Below are 14,537 nucleotides of genomic sequence, written 5' to 3' on the forward strand. Positions count from 1 at the left end.
TTTTAGGTATTTGGTAACGACTTTTTAGTAACTGAAGATAACGTTACATGTGACTCAGAATCAGCCCAAGTTCCTCTAGACCGTTGAGGCGACCTTGGCGCAGTTTTGGATCGATGCCTGAGTGATGAGCATTGTCCCAGTCTTGCGTGGACTGAATGCCGCCATCGTTATCGATCAGCAATACTCGGTCAGTCGCGCTGTTGTATTGGAAGTCCTCAAATAAACGTTCGCTAAACCACATACGAGAGAGCTCGTTCATCATCGCTTTGTCTTTGCTACCTGGGCGAACACTTGAACCATCAAGCTTTAATGCCTTGTTAAACACAAATGGTAATTCCGATGCATTACAAGCGCCCACAATACAACTGATGCTTTTGAGTAAATCACCAACGTCGAGATCGCCATTTACACCTTTGGTGTTGTAAGTCCATACGTTGAATCCAGGTTTGTAGTCAAAGTAGTAGAAGCTTGGCGTTGCTCCTGTTGCTTCTTCCGTTGAAACTTTATGACGGTTTGGACCCGTGAAGAGCAAATCATGCAACGTGGTTTTGAATTGCTGCATGTTTTTGGCCGCGCCATTCAGTTCGCTTTCATCGTTAGGGAAGAAGTCAGCCAGAGCAAGTAACTCCGTGGTTGAATCGGAGTTCCCCAAACCGAAGAACAACTTAGTCATCGCCTCATAAGCGGTGCTAGGCAGCAGTTCCAATAAGTCAGAAAGATCGAGTTCAATTGAAGCTGAATCGCTGAGTAATGAACGATATTCGGTGCGTAAACGGTTTAAGTTCGTTTCCGATTCTAGCCACTCAACCATGTATTCGACGATTAAGGTTTCGTCACCACTTTCAATGATTTCTGGTGCTTCTTGGCTCAAGATTTCAATGATAGTTGGGATCAAAAATGTCAGGCTCGGCAGCATGCCCAGAGTATTGATTTCTGCGCTGTTAGAGCCAATTACCGTTGGTACGATCCATTCACTCTCAATGGCTTGCTCAGTAAAGTGATAGCCTGGTACTTCTTTCACTAGAAACGCTGGTGGGCGATGCTCGATGTAAGGCGCAAATGGCATCAATGTAGCTAATGGGCTGTTGTCGCGTGTTGGGCTTATAACCGGAATATTCACGGCGGTCAGTACCCAGTTCTTAAGACGTTGAATAGGATCAAGCATCTCGCTTTGTACCTTCATGATCTCTTCAAGTGGTAGTAACGCAAGATCTTCAACGCTTTGCTCTGGTCTTTGGCTCTTGGCAACATCGTAACTTTTATATTCAAAGCCGTAAGGGTTGCTTTGCATGATGGCACGTTGAAAGTGCTCACCTGCGATTGCAGCATCGCCTTTTGATTGCTGTAAAATTCCCACCGACATGGCACCCGCACCTTGACCCATGAGTGTCACGTTTTGCGGATTGCCGCCGAATGCCTCTATGTTTTGTTGAACCCATTCAAGCGCGTGTTTTTGATCGCCTAGGCCAAAGTTACCGCCCTCTGGGTTGTCCAAACCATCGACCCAAACACTGCCCAACAAGCCCAAGCGATAGTTAAAAGTAACTGCAATAAACGGGTTACCATCGTCAGCACCTTGTGCAACCACCATATCACCATGAATCAGCGGTTCTGAGCCCGCGCCGTATTCAAAGTCTCCACCGTGAATAAAGACATACACTGGCAAATCTGCGTACGCTTCTGTCCCTGCTGGTCGCCAAATGTTTAGGTTCAAACAATCTTCTGATTGCGTTTGTGCCGTGGTTTTTAACTGCGGGCACGCATCACCGAACTGAGTCGCATCAATATCGCCTTCAAGTGGGATCGCAATGCTGTGCTGAAAGCGGTCTGCTTGCGCAAATTGGATACCTTTGAACGCCTCTACCGCTGCCAGTTTTTCATCCGCAGCAAGAGGCGTGATGACAAGGGACTCTTTGGTCGCTTGAATGGTTGCATCGCCAATTTCCAAAGCGATTTGCTCTGGTGGTAAGGGTTGTAGTGGCTTCGGGCCGTTAGGAACGCTAGGTTTGCTTGAATCATCACTACAGGCAGCTAAGGCAAGAGTGATGGTAATGGCTAAAGTTGAGCGATTGAGTAAAGTCATTGTTATGTCCAAAAAGTCATTTGGTGCGTACACCTAAAATGTTAAACGGCATCTAACAAGCGACGTCCTGACGCTTTGGCATTAATCCGTGAATGGTTGGATGGCTTGTTGTATTGATGGCTCAAATGGTAGGACATCGGCGACAGTTTCAGTAATCGCCTTTGTAGGATGCAGTCCTACCATCGTCTAGGGGCGGGCTCTTTATGAGAGTTAGAAACGGTAACCAAGATTTAAGGTTACTGACTCTCGAGTTTCCCCTTTGTTATAGAGAAAGGTCAGGTTGTAGTTTTTGCCGATTTGCTTATTGAAACCAGTCAAAAACGCCCATTGATTAAGATCTACACCAATGTCGTAATCGAATTCGATATCACCACTTTTTACATGCCCGTCCATTCGAGCGTCCAGTCCTTGATATTCTGCTCCGACAAAGAACTGCGTGCGATAATCGACAAGTTGATAACCCAACATCGGCTGTACAGTAACAATACCATCGCCCCAATCATCTAAGCCCTTTAAGCGAGTTTGCGAATAGGTACCAGTGACAGAAGCAAAGAATTCTTTATAGCCAACCGAAAGGGTTGTACCTATACCACGAAGGTCATATTCCAAATGCAGCGGCACGTCTAGGCGTCCGCGACTACAAAGTGCAGATAAACCATCGCAAAACTTATCACCTAATCCTGGCAGTTTATCGTTCAGCTTATCTTTTATGTACTGGCCACCTTCACCCGTGTAGGCGGCATCAACATTGGCATCGACATTAACTTTTCCGATGTAACCAAATACATTCCAAAATGGCAGGATGTTTACATCGCCACGAAGCGTCATGCTCTCAGCACTGACGATGCCGACACTGTCTTCTGGATCAAACAATTCATTAAGGCCGATGCCTTCAATCGTGAAATCATTAAATGGAATATTCATATCTTGATTTCGATACGCTAGCGATACACCAAACGGCAGAGGCAAATCGATACCTTGACGACGAACCATATCACCCATTAAAGGAAAAACGCGGTCTAGCTTAACACTGGCTTCTTGCATGCGTGGATCAGAGACCTCATTCAAGCGTTTTTCGTCTAGTACTTGCACGCCAAGCTTATCTTCATAAATCGCTACCGGTTTTACGCTGCTCATCATTTCGAGGGGTTTATTTTTCTTTGAACCAACTATCTTGGTGTTTTTACTGGCAATCGCAATTTTGCCTGATGTTAATTTCTGGAAGAGGATCTCTTGATCGTAAGAATCCACTTGGTAGTTGTGATGTGTGAACGGTTTATCGTTGGTAATGACCATACGTTTCGGTTCACCATTAACCAACTCAATATCAACGCTTAAAAAGCGAAAGTAGGCGATATCTTGAGGAAGACCGTATTTTGAGTAATTAAAACTGATGATCACATTACCATTCTGATCCTCTTTGGCTCTTACTGATGACGGATCAAAACTCTCCGCGTAGTTTCGAAGGCGGTATTCTGTTCGTGTGAAAGCTTCGATCTCATCAAGTACTTTTTCATTTTCATCGAGTTGTTCAGGGTTGTACTTGATACGCAGATCAATGTTGCCTTTGTTATCGGTGTTCTTGACCAAGTAGACGGACGAATCGCGAACGCTATCACCGATTTTAACACTTCGGTGGGCATGCTCGACCAAATGCTCGCCTTGAACTAGAGAGCTGATGGCCAGTTTTGGTAAATCATGACTGATACCGTATTTGTCGAACAGTGCTCGGCCTTGCTCGATTACTTCGTTGTAGGTCGTCGTCTCTTCAGCGGCGAAGCCAAAAGTGGGGGTAGTAAGCATTAGTGCGCTCGCGAGCACAGTAAGAGAAGACGTCTTGCCGGCGCGTAATTCAAAAAAACTCATGACAGTTTCCACTCTGAATAGTCTCAAACCTTCGAGACTCAGACAGTTAATGTGTCACTGAACTTCTTGTTCAGTTAAATAGATGTGTTTGCTGTGATTGACGTTGTGAATGCAGAGTTTTCGATTGCATTTCGTGAATCAATGAGAGGATTTTATGAGGTGAAGAGAAATACCGTTAATCGCTTTTGATGGATACTATCCTCGCTTTATGGGTTACGGAGGAATAATGGCTAGCTCACAAACAAACAGCCCCGCAGAGCAGAAGCAATGCAGGGCTTTAGTTTCAAGAACGGAGGTGACGCTTAGACCGTAACGCGAACACGAAACAGATCAGTAAACAACTTGGCAATCATCAAAATAATCATAATGTTTACCAGCATCAGCAAGGGCGTTTCAATTCGATACGCTGGGGTTAAATTGAGCGCTCCTGATGTCAAGACAACCAATAAGTTAATACCTAGAATTCTGTGTACCATCAGCTTTGGTGTGGAAAATACCTTCCAAATCACGATGATGTTGATGAAGTAGAATAGCCCAAGCTGCCAAAGCTCGGTCATCATTGGCATTAGGAAAATGTATTGCAATAGAATCACCGTGCCAGTGCCTATCACACCAAAAAATGCATCTTTAATAATGCTTGGTGGCATAGTAGGAACGATTGAAGAGAACACGCCTGCTAGCATCGGAAAAATGAAACCTCCGGGCACAGGAAGATAAATCCAGATCAACAGCGACGTCACGAACATGGAGACACCTTGCAGTACCTTTCTGCCGTCTTCATTCAAATGCTGGATAAACGTTCGATGCTCGTGATGCCAAACTGTGTTTTTCTCTCTTTGCATGACACAAGCAACGTGACCGATGAGAGACGTACTTGGATTTTTAATATCAAAGCTTTGAAGTTGCTGCGTTAGCGTTGGCCAATCGATCTCACGACTTTGCGATTTATCTGCTTGTTCTAGCAATCGGTCTTGGATTTGTGCCATCTCATTTAAACGCGCACGCCATAGCTGACGATGTTCTTTCAAGTGGTAGCTGCCAGTAAGTGGTAAGCCGACCAGTTGGAATAACTTTTCTATGTTGGCGGTGTTGGTCTCAAGAGCTTCAATATCTATATCATTGGGCGATTTCATAGCGTTAAGCATCGCCTCTCTGCTGGCCTCAAAACGTTGAATGAAGTTTTGTTCTGTACTGACTGGCCAGACTAATCGGTACACAACAGAAAACGTGATCACACCAAGAATCGTCTCTTGCATACGAAGAACAGCGAAGTGGAACGTTGCTTGACTATCAAATCCTCCCATACATGCGATGATGGAGCACACAGCAAAACCGATAGAGAACACATAACCATACTTTTCGTCGCTCGACATAAAAATGCACGCACCTAAAAACAAGGTGAAGAAGGTGAGAAACAAAAAGCGATCTTGAGAAAACGTCGTGATGAGGAAAAAGGCATAACCGATGCCAAGGAGGGTTCCTAATAAGCGATTATGACCTTTGTTTATTGAGTGAGCGAAGCTTTCATTTAATGCCATTACCGCGACTGCGATCGCTGCCCAATACGGTTTCTCCCATTGAAACCATAAGGCAAGGCAGATCGCGATAACGATAGACAGCGCAGCTTTGATTGCTTCTTTGGTTGAGGCATTAAACATACATTCCACCACATTATTGTTTGATGATTTTGATAGAGGCCGTCATACCAACACGTAGTTGAAAATCTTTCGGTAAGTGATCTAATTTAACTTTAATTGGAATGCGTTGAGCTAAGCGTATCCACTGAAAGTTAGGGTTCACATTGGGCAAAAGATCGTTACCAGTACTACCATCTTGCTTCGCAATGCCGTAGCCAATGCTTTTGATTTTGCCTTCCAGCACAGCTTCATTGTGCATCATTAAGGTCACGTAGGCTTTATCTTGTGGATCAACGCCAACTAAATCCGTTTCTTTGAAATATCCTTCGATCCAAAAGCTGTCTTCATCAATTAAAGCCACGACTGGGGAGTTAGCGACGACTTGAGAGCCGACGCGTAAGTTCAAATTAGTGATATAACCATTCGTTGGCGCATAAACTTTTGTGTAATCAAGGTTTAGCTTGGCTTCTTCAACATTGGCTTTCGCGAGTTCTACGTTGGCAACGGCTGTCTCCACCGCATTGTCTAGGTTATTCAATGTCAGTACAGGTACGGCGCCAGGTGTGCGCTTTTCTAACTTAAGTGCTCGCTGCTCTTCATTTTTGGCCTTTGCTAGTAATGCAATGGCTTGCTTTTGAGCTGCTAGCGCTTTGTGGTACGCCGCTTTATAGATGCTTGGGTCAATCTCAAACAGCAAATCGCCTTGTTTCACTTGCGAATTGTCTTCGACGTAGACTTGGATGATTTGTCCTGTTACGCGGGGGGTTATAGAAACGATGTGCGCGCTAACTTGGCCATCTCTAGTCCAAGGGTTGTCAGAGTATGATTGGTAGTAGCTGAAAATCACGGTGCCAGCGGAACACAGTAGTAGCAGTGTGATGAGATAACGTTTTATCACGGAATTTGCCTCAAAATATGGTAATGAATCGACCAATAACGCCAGTAAAAATCACAATTAGGCTTAGCTCTGCGAGTGCAGGAAATGCAACGTATTTGTGGAGTCCCAGTTTTGTAGCAACGGTTCCGACCAAAATGGTGAGCATGTAAGCCAATGCAATAACCAGCAACAAGGGTGGGAAGTAAACTTCGCCCCACACAAGTTCATGTGGCATTGAGTTCATGGTGTTTTTCTCTATTAACTTGATGAATGGAAAGATAAGGCAAATGATGGCATCCGTGATAATCGCTTTTGGAGGATCTAATCCATCAAACGAAAGGTGTTATGCGCTATATAGAGGGAATGATGCAACCAAACCGCTTTTTTAAGCGCGAAAACAAAAATAAAATTATTTTGCGATTTATCTGGTGTTCATTGCAGAACGCTAAGTTATTAAATTTTCGACAATTATTGATCGATTTTTGCTTTTGAATATGCGAAGTGATGGTTTCATCCTTCAAATGGGATTACGAGTTGTGAGGTTTTGTTCCTAATATTCGCTTCGAAGCAAACGAGATGCTTTTTAAATTAAATAATCCAACAAATATGAGTGACAGATTATTCGTTAGATTATTTGAGTTTTATATTTATTAGTAAGAGTAAAATTGTCATGGAAATTATTTCTAATCTTTTTGACATGGCACCATTTGTTGCTCTCTTTATTACGCTCTCTCTCGGTTATATGGTTGGTAAAATTACCATTGGTCGATTTGTTCTTGGCGGTGTTGCCGGAACATTATTAATGGGTGTAATTATTGGGCAATTTGGTGTTCATATTGATCCCGGCGTAAAAAGCATTTTCTTTGCGCTCTTTATTTACGCAGTAGGGTATCAAGGTGGTGCGCAGTTCTTCAAAGCATTGAACTTTAGAACCATCAACATTCTACTTTCTGCTGTAGTGATGACGGTGTCTGGCCTGCTTTGTGTACTAGCAGCAGCTTGGATGTTTGATCTAGACAGAGGTACGGCAGCAGGCCTTGCAGCTGGTGGTTTGACTCAATCGGCAATCATCGGTACAGCGGGTGATGCGATCGCACGTCTTGGTGGTGTGACAGAAGAAGCGAAGCACCTAATGCAGACCAACGTCGCAGTAGGCTACGCAGTTACGTACATCTTTGGTTCGCTTGGTCCAATTCTGATGGTGACATGGGTATTCCCAACACTGATGAAGTGGGATATCCGAGCAGAAGCGATTGCGCTAGAAGAGAAAAATTCAAATGGTAAGCGTGATTTAGCGCCGGGTGAGTTCAACGCTGTCACAGCGCTGGTTACACGAGCATTTAAAGTGAGCAAAGATGGTGGGCTAGCAGGCAAAACCTTAGCCCAGTTAAACCAACACGCTCTGGCTGCTTGTATTGAATTGATTCAACGCGATGGCAAAGTGCTAGACGTGGACAAATTCACAGCACTGAAAGAAGGGGATGTCATTGTTGTAACAGGTCGCCGTAATGCAGTACATCAGCTGCAAGATGGTTTGGCTGACAACGAGATTGCACTTCCAGAAGGCTATGAAGTTATTGAAGAAAACCGTCAACTGATCGCAGACAACCGCAAACTGATTGGTAAGTCGCTGCAAGAGATTAAAGAGGCTTCGAACCAAGGCTCTATGCGCGGTATTTATGTGACGGATTACATTCGTGAAGGCAGCTCTATCGAAATGACGCCGGATCTTGTGGTGAAGAAAAACGACGTCATCCAGCTTACAGGTACAGCAAAAGACATCAATCGCGTTGAGAAAAACATTGGTCAGCGAATGGGCTCAGCAAACGTGACTGACTTAGTCGTGCTTGGTATGGGCATGGTGGTGGGTCTATTAATTGGTCTAATCAGTTTTAAGATTGCTGGTATTCCCGTCACTATCGGTTCTGGTGCAGGTTGTTTGATCTCAGGTTTGATCGTCGGTTGGTTGCGTAGCCGCAATCCGCATGTTGCTCAGTTTCCTGTGGGTGCCGCGAACTTTATTCGAGATTTCGGTTTGGCAGCATTTGTGGGCATTGTTGGCCTTGAGGCTGGGCCTCAAGCGGTCGACACCATCAAAGAACACGGTATGTCTCTGTTGTTCCTTGGCATGGGTGTAACGATTATCCCTCAGATTATTTCGTTCTTCTTCTCATATTTTGTATTGAAGATTAAGAATCCAGTTGAAGCACTTGGCTGTGTTACAGGTGGACGAAGTGCGAACCCAGCATTCGCGGCTTTAATGGAAAAAACAGGTAACGCAACGCCAGTATTCTCATTCACCGTGACTTATGCTGTCGCCAATGTACTGCTCACCCTATGGGGTCCTATTATTGTCGGCATTATTACTTTAAACGCCGGCATGTAATTTAAATAAATTCGAACATTCTTATCGCCTTATTAAATAGGCGGTAGGGAAAGTATTATCCAAATTTCACTAAATAATAAATTCAGGTAAATATTATGACTACGCAAAATACAACAATTGATTTTTCAAAATTTGCAGATTTAAGCCCATTTGAATTAAAAGATAAACTTATTGAAGTGGCACAAACTGTTCCTGACCGCGCTTTATTAGATGCAGGTCGTGGTAATCCTAATTTTCTTGCGACACTACCGCGTAAAGCGTTCATTCGTTTGGGTGAGTTCGCAATATTGGAAGCCGAGCGCACTTATTCATACCTAGATGGTGGTTTCGGTGGCATTCCAGATGGTGTGGGCATTGTTGAACGCTTTGACACGTTTGCAAGCAAGAATAAACAAGACCAAGGCGTACAGTTCTTGGAAAAGTCGCTGAGCTACGCAAAAGACCGTTTGGGTCTAGAGAAAGAAGCATTCTTGAATGAACTGGTTAACGCATACCTTGCATGTAACTACCCAGTGCCACCACGTATGTTGACGAACATCGAAACCGTTGTGAAGCAATACATTGCAGAAGAGATGTACGGCCCAATGCCAATGACGACAGATTTCGATCTGTTTGCAACTGAAGGCGGTACGGCGTCTATGACGTACACCTTCCAAACTATGTTCAACAACGGTCTATTAAAGAAAGGTGACAAGGTTGCGCTAATCACTCCAATCTTTACGCCGTACCTAGAGATCCCAGAACTGAGTGAATACGAACTGGAAATCGTTGAGCTACGTCTGGATGAGACAACATGGCAACTGCCGATGGCTGAAATCGAAAAGCTTGCAGATACAGACATCAAACTGCTTTGTGTCGTGAACCCAGCAAACCCAGCATCTGTGAAGTTCTCGGATGAAACTCTGGATAACCTATCAAACTTCGTGAACAACGAACGTAGCGACCTGTTCATTGTGACTGACGATGTATACGGCACATTTGCGGACGACTTTGTCTCACTGTTCGCGAAACTGCCATACAACACGCTTTGTGTGTACTCGTTCTCGAAGTACTTCGGTGCAACAGGCTGGCGTTTAGGCTCGATTGCGATTCAACACAACAACGTGTTTGACGATGCAATGCGCAGCCTTCCTGAAGCGCGTCAACTTGAGTTGGACGATCGTTACAAAACACTGACTCCGGAACCTCGTGAGATCAAATTTATTGACCGTATCGTAGCAGACAGCCGCAGCGTAGCGCTTAACCACACAGCAGGTTTGTCTCTTCCTCAACAAGTTCAAATGGCGCTGTTCTCTTTGAACTGCTTGATGGACTCGGAACAAAACTACAAAGAAGCATGTAAACGCATCATCCGCGAGCGTTACAAAACTCTGTACAAAAACATGGGTGTAGAAATTGAAGAAAACAAAGATCGTGTGGACTACTACACACTGCTTGAGCTCGACACTTTGGGCGGCAAATTGTACGGACCAGCCTTCGTTGAATGGTTCAAAGCGAGCGAGAAGGGCAAAGACTTCCTGTTCCGCCTTGCACATGAAACCGGCGTTATCCTGCTTCCAGGCCAAGGCTTCGATGTAGTGCACGCATCAGTTCGAGTTTCACTAGCAAACCTTACTCACCACGAATACGAGCTTATCGGTCGTGCAACACGCAAAGTGTTGGATGAGTACTTTGCTGAGTTCCAAGGCTAATTAATCCAGCCTGATTAAGAATAAGCCTCGGCGTTGTCGAGGCTATTCCGACCAAATAAGCACAGTGCGCGGCATTGTGTTTATTTAGTCGCCAAGCTAACAAACTTCCCTATTAAGAGTGACTTATGAAAAGCATTATTTCTATTCAATCTCATGTGGTTTATGGCCACGCAGGAAACAGCTCTGCCGTCTTCCCGATGCAGAGAATGGGCCTCGAAGTATGGCCAATCCACACGGTTCAGTTTTCAAATCACACTCAGTACCAGCAAGGTTGGACTGGACAGAAGTTTGGGGCAGATGAAATTCATTCTCTAATGAGAGGCTTAGATAACATTGAGAAGTTAGGCGAATGTGGCGCGATACTGTCCGGTTATCAAGGCAGCGCAGAGCAATGTCTAGCGGTGGCCGAAGCGGTAAGTTTAGTCAAATCGCGTAACCATAGTGCACTTTATGTGTGTGACCCAGTTATGGGTGATCCAGACAAAGGTTGCATTGTGGCAGACGGTGTCAAAGAAGCGATAAGCCATAGCTTGTTGCCCATCGCTGATGTGATTGTTCCTAACCAGTTTGAACTGAGCGAGTTAACAGGTGTGAAAATTGACTCTCTTTATGATGCGGTCACTGCATGTAAAAAAGCCTTAGAGTTAGGACCGAAAATGGTATTGGTGAAACATCTGCATGCTCTAACAGATGACGCCTTCAGTATGATTTTAGCGACGCCGAAAGCAAGCTATTTGGCTCAACGCCCTAGTGTTGAATTTGCTATGCAGCCAGTCGGTGTCGGTGATTTAATTTCTGCGATTTTTACCTCTTGTTTGGTGAAGAAGATGTCTCCTGTCGCAGCCTTTCGTCATACACATAACGCCGTTTACGGTGTATTGGAGATCACCAAAGGCTATGGCACATGGGAGCTACAGACGATCAATGCCCAATACGAATTTGTCGAACCGACGCATGAGTTCAACGTCGTGAAAATTGCTTAGCGCAGTACCTAATTAACGGAGAAGCGTAAAGTTAGCATATAGAAACTTGGCATAATTGCTTTGATGGATAGCATCCTACAATCGCGATTATGGGGTTTAGCCGTGCCTAGCTATAGTAACTCCACACAACGAAACGGACTTCATTTTGACCCAATTAACTTCAAACTGAGTCTCTGGTCATACGCCAGAGAACATTAAATGAGACTGATTATGAATCGTTTAATTTCCTCTGGTGTGACGGTTGTACTTTCGCTACTGATAGTAGCTTGTAGTTCACCCCATACGCTGGATGTTCGTGTTTCTCAAAGCAACTATAAAGATGTCGAGATCGCGAGTTCGACACCAAATGAGCCACTTCGAATGTGGGCCAATGAAGCTCCGGATTTTCTCTACTCGTCGCACAATCAAACCACACCGATCAAAGTAGAGGGTGAACAGCTCAATATTTTGGCCTTATCGGGTGGTGGCGTAAACGGCGCATACGGTGCCGGCGTTTTGATGGGGCTGCAGGAAAAGGGGGAGCTAAAAGATTATGCCATCATTACTGGAGTCAGTGCGGGTGCCCTAATCGCTCCTTTTGTTTTCATTGGCGGTGATGCGATGCCAAAGATGAAAGAAGTCATGCTCAACATCAATGATAAGAATATTTTGGGTAAGAAGAACTTCTTAAATACCCTGTTTAAGGACGCGTTTACCGATGGTGAGAATCTCTATGATTTCATCGCAGACGCTTACCCTGAGCCCATGATCGAGGCGATGGCGCAGCAACACCGCAATGGTAAACGCCTCTTTATTGGCAGTACCCATTTTGATTCAGGCGAACTGGTGATTTGGAATATTGGTGCGATTGCGAACAGTGATTTAGCGGACAAATCTGAACTGATTTACAAGGTGCTTGCTGCGAGCGCATCGATCCCTGGTGTTTTCCCTCCACAATTTATCGATGTTGAACATGATGGGGAAACACTTGAAGAGTTACACGTAGATGGTGGTCTTGCAGCGCAGGTCTTCTTTAATCCGTCTAACTTCAACTATCAACAAATTTCAGAGGCTCTGGGGTTAGAAAAAGCACCTCAGTTGGATGTGATTCGCAATGGTGCTTTGAAAGCACCGTATCGACCACTAAAAGACAAAGGGTTGGATTTGGTATCGAAAAGCGTCTCAAGCCTTACGTTAGCGCAAACTCGTGGTGATCTGTATCGAATGAAATACATCAGTGAAATCAACGATATTGAGATGCAGTTTACCTACATTGATCAAGATTTCAGATACGCCAAAGTAACGAAAGATATGTTCGATCACCGCTACTTGCTGACGATTTACGAATATGGATTCAAAAAAGCCACCCAAGGGCAACTTTGGGTAACTGAACTCCCTTAATACAGGAAAACGATACAATGAAAAAAGCCGTTCTTACACTCATGATGCTTACCGCTTCCGCGACTGCATTCGCCCAAAGTGGAGCCCATCTTGACCAGCATAAAGTGGATAGTGACATGCAGCAACTGTCTGCAATCAAAGAAGAAGGTGCAGCCTTTATCATGATTGACGAGAACTCGAGTTACGTGGCGGTCGAGTTCGTGGGAAAGTGGGAAGAGATCAACAACTATGTGTCACACAAAGAAGCGAAACAACGTAAATTGGAAAAAGTGAACAAGCAGTTCGTGTACTCTCAGGTCGGTGGAACGTTGGAGTCACTTGAGCAAAAAGTCGTTGACCACATTTACGCTGATCAACCTAAATATTTCAGTGTCGATGTCTACCGCGATTACCATGGTGACTCAGGAGAATTCAACTATTTAGCTCGTGTCGTTGAGTACAACTAAGTTAGAGAAAACCTACTGAAGCTAGTAGGTTTTTTTGTGTCGTCGAGAAGGAATTCAAACGCAGATTGTTTCCGTTACCAAGTAGCAATTCTACGATCTTGTGGTAATTTAATTAGATAACTCTAAAAAGTAAGCACAACCTATGAATTTTAGTTTTGAACAACTTCTCGCGTTCGTAACCGTTTATGAACAGCTTTCGTTTAGTAAGGCGGCGGTCAAACTCAATAAGCACCGAACCACAATAGGGCAGGTGATTACCAATCTTGAAGACCAACTGGCGGTCAACCTGTTTGAGCGAGTGGGGCGCTCGGTAGAACCGACAGAAGATGGTCATCTTCTTTACCACTATGCTAAGCAAACCATCGAACAAGCACGTACTTTCGATAAAGTCGCATTAAGTCTAGCTTACGGTGGGTTAGAGAATGTTAGTATCGCCTATTCAAGCGCTATACCACACCGTTTTCTTGTATTGCTTCGTATTCAATTAGCAGCAGATTTTCCGATGATGCGAGTTAACTTTCTTGTTCGTAATCGCAACGAAATTAAAGAGGGTTTACAGAATGGTGATTATCAATTCGGTATTGTCAATGTGCATGATAGTCGAGCAATACATAGTCTGGATGCGACGTTTTTAGGTCATTTTGAATTTGTTCCTTTCGTCCAGAAAGGTGGTGAACTCGCTTCTATGGCACCAGATCGAGTATTGACAGCCTTGAGGAATAGTAAACAATTTGTACTGCGGTCTCTTATTGAAGAGGGAATGGGCGAAAAAGTCATCGTAAGTTCGAACCATGAAGAGGTCGACCAATTGGCCCTTGTAGTGAAAATGGTTGAAGCAGGTTTAGGATGGGCGATTCTCCCCAGAACGTTTGCCCATTCGGAGTTTTCTAATAATCATATAGAGCCAGTGGAAGCTTCTGAATTATTGGAAGGTTTTAAGTTTGGTTTTGGCCTATGGTGCCAACCCTCTAAGCAAGTCGGTGATGTAAAAAATTCAATCATGAAGGTCGTTACAGAATACCGAGAGAAAATAATCCGTGATATGACTTAGCGGCGACATGTATCCTGCTCATCCCTATCAACAACAAGACTCAATGTGAGTCTTGTTTTTTTGTGTCTGAAAAACGTTATCGTTCTAGCGAAGACTAATGTCTATTGGAAGGATATGACCCTCTATATGAGAGTATG

Annotated in this window: 11 protein-coding genes; 6 read left to right on the plus strand and 5 right to left on the minus strand. The window is 44.3% G+C overall.

Annotated elements, in window-relative coordinates:
• Positions 1-43: 43 nt before the first annotated feature.
• From NL626_RS12105 to NL626_RS12125, 5 genes are all read right to left on the minus strand, one after another.
• Positions 44-2,083 carry a carboxylesterase family protein gene (locus NL626_RS12105; RefSeq protein WP_253657390.1) on the minus strand — a complete coding sequence of 680 codons (2,040 nt, stop codon included), beginning with the start codon at positions 2,081-2,083 and terminating at the stop codon, positions 44-46.
• A gap of 210 nt (positions 2,084-2,293) precedes the next feature.
• A complete protein-coding gene (locus NL626_RS12110; protein ID WP_017821369.1) occupies positions 2,294-3,949 on the minus strand; it encodes a hypothetical protein in 1,656 nt (551 codons plus the stop codon).
• Between the two features lie 302 nt (positions 3,950-4,251).
• Complete coding sequence (locus tag NL626_RS12115; protein WP_253657391.1) at positions 4,252-5,607, minus strand: FUSC family protein; 1,356 nt, start codon at positions 5,605-5,607, stop codon at positions 4,252-4,254.
• Positions 5,608-5,620: 13 nt separating this feature from the next.
• On the minus strand, positions 5,621-6,484 hold the full coding sequence (locus NL626_RS12120; RefSeq protein ID WP_005377105.1) for an HlyD family secretion protein: 864 nt from the start codon (positions 6,482-6,484) through the stop codon (positions 5,621-5,623).
• Between the two features lie 10 nt (positions 6,485-6,494).
• Complete coding sequence (locus NL626_RS12125) at positions 6,495-6,707, minus strand: DUF1656 domain-containing protein (protein WP_005377106.1); 213 nt, start codon at positions 6,705-6,707, stop codon at positions 6,495-6,497.
• A 426-nt stretch (positions 6,708-7,133) separates the two neighbouring features.
• Between NL626_RS12125 and aspT the strand changes: the two genes are divergently transcribed.
• The 6 genes from aspT to NL626_RS12155 all read left to right on the plus strand — a co-directional run bounded on the left by aspT (position 7,134) and on the right by NL626_RS12155 (position 14,400).
• Positions 7,134-8,849, plus strand: coding sequence for an aspartate-alanine antiporter (gene aspT, locus NL626_RS12130; protein WP_213898655.1), 1,716 nt, complete (start codon positions 7,134-7,136; stop codon positions 8,847-8,849).
• A gap of 95 nt (positions 8,850-8,944) precedes the next feature.
• On the plus strand, positions 8,945-10,540 hold the full coding sequence (locus NL626_RS12135) for a bifunctional aspartate transaminase/aspartate 4-decarboxylase (RefSeq protein WP_253657392.1): 1,596 nt from the start codon (positions 8,945-8,947) through the stop codon (positions 10,538-10,540).
• Positions 10,541-10,665: 125 nt separating this feature from the next.
• A complete protein-coding gene (pdxY, locus tag NL626_RS12140) occupies positions 10,666-11,523 on the plus strand; it encodes a pyridoxal kinase PdxY (protein WP_151514840.1) in 858 nt (285 codons plus the stop codon).
• 210 nt (positions 11,524-11,733) lie between these two features.
• On the plus strand, positions 11,734-12,903 hold the full coding sequence (locus NL626_RS12145; RefSeq protein ID WP_253657393.1) for a patatin-like phospholipase family protein: 1,170 nt from the start codon (positions 11,734-11,736) through the stop codon (positions 12,901-12,903).
• Between the two features lie 17 nt (positions 12,904-12,920).
• Positions 12,921-13,349 carry a hypothetical protein gene (locus NL626_RS12150; RefSeq protein WP_253657394.1) on the plus strand — a complete coding sequence of 143 codons (429 nt, stop codon included), beginning with the start codon at positions 12,921-12,923 and terminating at the stop codon, positions 13,347-13,349.
• 142 nt (positions 13,350-13,491) lie between these two features.
• Complete coding sequence (locus NL626_RS12155) at positions 13,492-14,400, plus strand: LysR family transcriptional regulator (protein ID WP_017634569.1); 909 nt, start codon at positions 13,492-13,494, stop codon at positions 14,398-14,400.
• Positions 14,401-14,537: the final 137 nt, after the last annotated feature.

This window comes from Vibrio sp. Y58_MX_L22, assembly GCF_024181865.1.
GTDB lineage: Bacteria > Pseudomonadota > Gammaproteobacteria > Enterobacterales > Vibrionaceae > Vibrio > Vibrio alginolyticus.

Excerpts from the sequence above, each read along its gene's own strand:
- NL626_RS12115 (WP_253657391.1), bottom strand. The coding sequence starts at position 5,607 with ATGTTTAATGCCTCAACCAAAGAAGCAATCAAAGCTGCGCTGTCTATC.
- NL626_RS12110 (WP_017821369.1), bottom strand. The coding sequence starts at position 3,949 with ATGAGTTTTTTTGAATTACGCGCCGGCAAGACGTCTTCTCTTACTGTG.
- NL626_RS12150 (WP_253657394.1), top strand. The coding sequence starts at position 12,921 with ATGAAAAAAGCCGTTCTTACACTCATGATGCTTACCGCTTCCGCGACT.
- NL626_RS12105 (WP_253657390.1), bottom strand. The coding sequence starts at position 2,083 with ATGACTTTACTCAATCGCTCAACTTTAGCCATTACCATCACTCTTGCC.
- NL626_RS12155 (WP_017634569.1), top strand. The coding sequence starts at position 13,492 with ATGAATTTTAGTTTTGAACAACTTCTCGCGTTCGTAACCGTTTATGAA.
- NL626_RS12125 (WP_005377106.1), bottom strand. The coding sequence starts at position 6,707 with ATGAACTCAATGCCACATGAACTTGTGTGGGGCGAAGTTTACTTCCCA.
- pdxY (WP_151514840.1), top strand. The coding sequence starts at position 10,666 with ATGAAAAGCATTATTTCTATTCAATCTCATGTGGTTTATGGCCACGCA.
- NL626_RS12135 (WP_253657392.1), top strand. The coding sequence starts at position 8,945 with ATGACTACGCAAAATACAACAATTGATTTTTCAAAATTTGCAGATTTA.
- aspT (WP_213898655.1), top strand. The coding sequence starts at position 7,134 with ATGGAAATTATTTCTAATCTTTTTGACATGGCACCATTTGTTGCTCTC.
- NL626_RS12145 (WP_253657393.1), top strand. The coding sequence starts at position 11,734 with ATGAATCGTTTAATTTCCTCTGGTGTGACGGTTGTACTTTCGCTACTG.